Here is a 6,047-nt window from a genome sequence, read left to right as displayed (position 1 = left end):
GCCCCGGCGATGCCCGCCGCAACGGCGGCTGCCGCAGCCGCCTGGGCGGGCCGCGAGCGCAGGGTCAGCGGAATCATCGCCAGACAGAGAATCCCCGCCAGCACCGGTGCCGTGTGCAGATCCAGGGTGAGCAGGAGGTCGGCCGGCGTGGCGCGCCCGGCCGCGCGGCCGGCCCGCAGGAGGTCCAGCGCCAGCACGGCCGCCGCGCCCGTATGCGCGAGGGCGACGAGGGCCGGCACGAGACAGGCCGCCCCGGCGAGCCGCGGCGAGAGCGCCGCGAGGGCGCCCCGGCGATCCGCCAGATGGAGGGCGAGGGCGAGCGCGCTCAGCGGTGCCGCCGTCGTGAGGTGGTCGGAGGCGAGCCATGCGGTCAGAAGCACGGCCAGGGTCAGCCGGCCGGCGGGGCCCCGACTCCAGAGTGCGACCGCGGCAATGGCCAGGCCGGCATGGCCGGCCACGGCCAGGAGCCACGTGGCCCGCCAGGGCTGCGCTTGCAGAACGAGCGTCAGCGGCCAGGCATCGCCGAACACGGCGGAGACCCCGAGGCCGAGCAAGGCGACGAGTGCCGCGGCCCACAAGACGCCCCGTGCCCGCCCCGCGAGAAGGAGACCGCCGAGCGTGGCCCCGGTGAGATCGCGGACCACCTGTCCCCAGGCCTGTTCTGGCCAGAGGCTCGGAAAGAGATAAGGGCTCAGCCGGACCACGGAGAGCCACTCCGCGTCCATCTCTCCCCGGCGGAAGGCGACGGCGATCAGAGCTGTTCCGACCACCGCGCCCGCCAGAACCACCGCCGCGCCGCGTCCGGGCCGATCCGAACCCCAGGCAAGCGCGGCGACGCCGATCCCGGCGGCAGCCATCAGGGGATGGAGCAGCAGGGCGAGGCCGAGCAGGGCGCTGCAAGCCACGAGCTGCCCCCGCACCAGCCCCGCAAGGGCGGCCATTACGGCGGCCTCGGCGAAGATGCGCGGGGTGGCCAGCACCTCGCCAAACACAAAGGCGCCGTGGCCGTAGCCGGCCGGCAGGGCCAGGAGGCAGGCGGCTGCGGCCCAGGCGGTCCGGCCAGAGGCGAGCGCCCGGCCCAGCGCCACCGCCGCCGCAAGCCACAACGCGCCGCCGGCGAGCGACAGGACCAGGGAGGCCTCCGGGGCCGGCAGCACGCCCAGCACCGCGCGGACCAGAGGCCGAAGCAGCGTGAAGCCGGTCTGCTGGTCACGCGCGAACATCAGGTCGAGCCCGACGCCGCCGGGATCGTGATCCGCCAAGCCGCGGCCGACATAGATGCGGCCGTCCCGGACCACGCCAGGATAGGGGTGGAGCAGGAGAAAGAGGAGCGGCAGCGCCGCCCAGAGCGAGGCCTGGACGGGATCCACCGCCGCGAGCCGGCGGCCCAGACGGGCGGCGCGTGCGCGAGCCCGCGACGGCTGCCCGGGCGACCCGGAACCGGGGCGCGCGATCGAGTGGTCCACGTCGGCAGCCCCGGCTAGCTCGCGGCCCGAGACCCTGGCCGGCCCCCCTTACCGGACGGTTACCGGCCGGCCGGTCGGGCCGGGAGGGGCCCCGGACCCGGCTCGCCGGGGATTTCCGCCCTCCCGGACCGGGACCGTGATGCAGGCGCGCCACGCCTGTCTGAAACGAGTCGCACAGGGCTGCCATCCACAGCCCCGGGCGCCTGCCCGCCGCTCCGAAGGCCCCCGGACAAGCCGTTGAGAACGCTTCGGTAAGGGTTTAGAAACCGTGAGGTCAACACCATATATTGTGAGCGGGACGGGGATGGGCCCCTATAACTAGGAGCTGGGGAGCAATTGACGCTCGTCCAAGACTCGCTCTAGCGTCCGTTTCGTCGCGGTTGGAGGCCTTGTGCAGCCGCCCGCGACCTCTTCCTCAGTTCGCGCGTCCTGGCGCCCGGCGGCTTCCGTCCGGGAGGGGAATGGCGTGCGGGCGAGGGTCACTCGTCGGGCAGGCGCGGCCGCTACGGTCGAAGCGCGTTTCAGGGGCTTATGATGCGGATCGAGCGGCGGCACACCTCTCCCAACACCTCGCCTTATCAGGCGATCACCTTCCGCACGGCAACCAGCGAGATCCGCAACCCGGATGGCTCGACGGTGTTCCGGGCCGAGGGGGTGGAGGTTCCGGAGAGCTGGTCGCAGGTCGCGGCCGACGTGCTGGCGCAGAAGTATTTCCGCCGCGCCGGCGTGCCGGCGCGTCTGAAGAAGGTGGAGGAGACCACCGTTCCGTCCTGGCTGTGGCGCTCGGTGCCTGACGAGGCGGCCCTCGCGGAACTGCCCGAGGGTGAGCGCTTCGGCTCCGAGACCACCGCCCCGCAGGTGTTCGACCGGCTGGCCGGCTGCTGGACCTATTGGGGCTGGAAGGGCGGCTATTTCTCCTCCGAGGAGGACGCGCACGCCTTCCACGACGAGCTGCGCTTCATGCTGGCCGCGCAGATGTGCGCGCCGAACTCGCCGCAATGGTTCAACACCGGCCTGCACTGGGCCTACGGCATCGACGGGCCGGGCCAGGGCCATTTCTATGTCGACCCCGAGACGGGCGTGCTGACCTCCTCGACCTCCGCCTACGAGCACCCCCAGCCCCATGCCTGCTTCATCCAGGGCGTGCAGGACGACCTCGTCAACGAGGGCGGCATCATGGACCTGTGGGTCCGCGAGGCGCGGCTGTTCAAATACGGCTCGGGCACCGGGTCCAACTTCTCGCGCCTGCGCGGCGAAGGCGAGAAGCTGTCCGGGGGAGGGCGCTCCTCCGGCCTGATGTCCTTCCTGAAGATCGGCGACCGGGCCGCCGGCGCCATCAAGTCGGGCGGCACCACGCGCCGCGCCGCCAAGATGGTGGTGGTCGACATCGACCATCCGGACATCGAGACCTATATCGACTGGAAGGTGCGCGAGGAGCAGAAGGTCGCCGCCCTCGTCACCGGCTCCAAGACCGTCCACAAGCACCTCAAGGCGGTGCTCAAGGCCTGCCTCAATTGCGAGGCCGAGGGCGACAGCTGCTACGACCCGGAGAAGAACCCGGCGCTGAAGCGCGAGATCAAGCTCGCCCGCCGCGCCCAGGTGCCGGACAACTACATCCGCCGGGTGGTGCAGCAGGCCCGCCAGGGGGTCACCGAGCTCGACATCCCGATCTTCGACACCGACTGGGATTCGGAGGCCTACCTCACGGTCTCGGGCCAGAACTCCAACAATTCCGTCTCCCTGACCGACGACTTCCTGCGGGCGGTGGAAGCCGATGCCGACTGGAACCTGATCGGCCGCATCAGCGGCAAGGTCGTGAAGACCGTGAAGGCGCGCGACCTGTGGGACCGCATCGGCACGGCCGCCTGGGCCTCGGCTGATCCCGGTCTCCACTTCAACACCACCATGAACGACTGGCACACCTGCCCGGCGGGCGGGCGGATCCGGGCTTCGAACCCGTGCTCCGAATACATGTTCCTGGACGACACGGCCTGCAATCTGGCCTCGGCCAACCTCCTGACCTTCTATGACCGGGCCTCCCGCCGCTTCGATGTGGAGAGCTACGAGCATCTGTGCCGGCTGTGGACGCTGGTGCTTGAGATCTCGGTCACCATGGCCCAGTTCCCCTCGAAGGAGATCGCACAGCTCTCCTACGAGTACCGCACGCTCGGGCTCGGCTTCGCCAATATCGGCGGGCTCCTGATGACCATGGGCCTGCCCTACGATTCCGACGAGGCCCGCTCGCTCTGCGGCGCCCTCACGGCCATCATGACGGGCGTCAGCTACGCGACTTCGGCCGAGATGGCCGGCGAGCTCGGCGCCTTTCCGCGCTACGCCGAGAACGCCGAGTCGATGCTGCGGGTGATCCGCAACCACCGCCGGGCCGCCCATGGCGAGACCTTCGGCTACGAGTTCCTGCAGCAGAACCCGGTGCCGCTGGACCGCGCCCATTGCCCGCAGGTGGACCTCGTCCAGCACGCCGCCATGGCGTGGGACCGGGCCCTGGTGCTCGGCAAGCAGCACGGCTTCCGCAACGCCCAGGCGACCGTGATCGCGCCCACCGGCACGATCGGCCTGGTGATGGATTGCGACACCACCGGCATCGAGCCCGATTTCGCGCTGGTGAAGTTCAAGAAGCTCGCCGGCGGCGGCTATTGGAAGATCATCAACCAGGCGGTGCCGGACGCGCTGCGGACCCTCGGCTACCGCGAATCCGAGATCGCCGAGATCGAGGCCTATGCGGTCGGCCACGGCTCCATGGGCCAGGCGCCGGCCATCAACCCGGGCTCGCTCCGGGCCAAGGGCTTCACCGACGAGGCGATCGCAGCCGTCGAGGCCGGGCTGAAATCGGCCTTCGACATCAAGTTCGTGTTCAACAAGTGGTCGCTCGGGGCCGATTTCCTCACCGGCACCCTCGGCGTCCCGGCCGAGAAGCTGGACGACCCGAGCTTCGAGCTGCTCCCGTTCCTGGGCTTCTCCAGGGCCGACATCGACGCCGCCAACGTCCATATCTGCGGGGCGATGACGCTGGAGGGCGCACCGCATCTGAAGCTCGAGCACTACCCGGTCTTCGACTGCGCCAACCCCTGCGGCCGGCTCGGCAAGCGCTACCTCTCGGTGGACAGCCACATCCGCATGATGGCGGCGGCGCAGCCCTTCATCTCGGGCGCGATCTCCAAGACCATCAACATGCCGAACGACGCGACCGTCGAGGATTGCAAGCGCGCCTACCAGCTCTCCTGGCGCCTCGCCCTCAAGGCCAACGCGCTCTACCGCGACGGCTCCAAGCTGTCGCAGCCGCTGAACTCGTCCCTGGTGTCCGATGACGAGGACGAGGTGGAGGATGCGGTGGACGCGCTGCTGGCCCAGCCCAACGCGGCCCGCACCGCGCAGGTGGCCGAGCGCATCGTCGAGCGGGTGATCGAGCGCGTCGAGCGGGTCGAAATCGAGGTCCGCAAGCGCGAAAAGATGCCCGACCGCCGCACCGGCTACATCCAGAAGGCGGTGGTCGGCGGCCACAAGGTCTACATCCACACCGGCGAGTACCGGGACGGCCGCCTCGGCGAGATCTTCATCGACATGCACAAGGAGGGCGCGGCCTTCCGGGCGATGATGAACAACTTCGCCATCGCGATCTCGCTCGGCCTGCAATACGGCGTGCCGCTCGAGGAATACGTGGAGGCCTTCACCTTCACGCGCTTCGAGCCGGCCGGCTTCGTGTCGGGCAACGAGCGCATCAAGAACGCAACCTCGATCCTCGACTACGTGTTCCGCGAGCTGGCCGTGTCCTATCTCGGCCGCACCGACCTGGCGCATGTGAACCCGGAGGAGATCGGGCACGACGTCCTGGGCTCGGGCGAGAGCGAAGGCCGCCCGGCACCCGCCGGCGCGTCCGACCGGGACGGCGGTCCGGCTGCGGCTCCGCTCGCGGCTCCGGCACCGGTCTCGACCGGCTTCGTGCGCGGCAAGACGGGCGCGTTCCAGCTCATCGACGGCGGCCGCACGCTGCCGGCCGGCTATGCCACGGCGGGGGCCACGGCGCTGAAGAGCGAGCCGGACACCCCGGTCGACCTGGCCACGGGCCAGCTCGGCTTCCTGGCGGTCTCGGAGACGCCGCCGGCCTCTCGCGCCTCCGCCGCCCAGGCAACAGCCGCGGACCGGCGCAGCGAGGCCCGCATGAAGGGCTACGAGGGCGAGGCCTGCCCGGAATGCCAGAACTTCACGCTGGTCCGGAACGGAACGTGCCTGAAGTGCGACACCTGCGGCTCGACGACCGGCTGCAGCTGAGGTCCTGAACACAACAAGGCCCGCAAACCTGTGTTTGCGGGCCTTGTTGCAGGTGAGTGCCTGACGGGTGCTTCCACCGGCCGTGCGTGCTTCGAGACGGGCCTTCGGCCCTCCTCGGCATGACCAGCGTGGTGGATGTGATCGGCCCGGCTACGGCCGCTCTTCCGCTGGCCCACCACCCAACCTCGTCATGCTGAGGAGCGCTGCAGAGCAGCGCGTCTCGAAGCACGCACCGTCGGTGTGGGCGTGCCAACAGGGGCGGCTGTCCTGCGTGCTTCGAGACGGGCCTTCGGC

The 6,047-nt window shown here is 70.3% G+C and carries 2 protein-coding genes; one reads left to right on the top strand and one right to left on the bottom strand.

What is annotated here, in order from left to right:
* On the bottom strand, positions 1–1,370 hold a 1,370-nt coding region (locus JWR86_RS12685; RefSeq protein WP_299566009.1), incomplete at its 3' end, for a hypothetical protein.
* Between the two features lie 630 nt (positions 1,371–2,000).
* Between JWR86_RS12685 and JWR86_RS12680 the strand changes: the two genes are divergently transcribed.
* A complete protein-coding gene (locus tag JWR86_RS12680; protein ID WP_299566006.1) occupies positions 2,001–5,753 on the top strand; it encodes a vitamin B12-dependent ribonucleotide reductase in 3,753 nt (1,250 codons plus the stop codon).
* Positions 5,754–6,047: the final 294 nt, after the last annotated feature.

The sequence above is a fragment of the Enterovirga sp. genome, from assembly GCF_028290205.1.
GTDB lineage: Bacteria > Pseudomonadota > Alphaproteobacteria > Rhizobiales > Beijerinckiaceae > Enterovirga.
The sequence above is the reverse complement of the archived record's forward strand: the minus strand, read 5'-3'. Positions and strand labels throughout refer to the sequence as shown.

Bases quoted from the DNA above. Each gene is read 5' to 3' on its own strand.
- JWR86_RS12680 (WP_299566006.1), top strand. From the start codon at position 2,001: ATGCGGATCGAGCGGCGGCACACCTCTCCCAACACCTCGCCTTATCAG.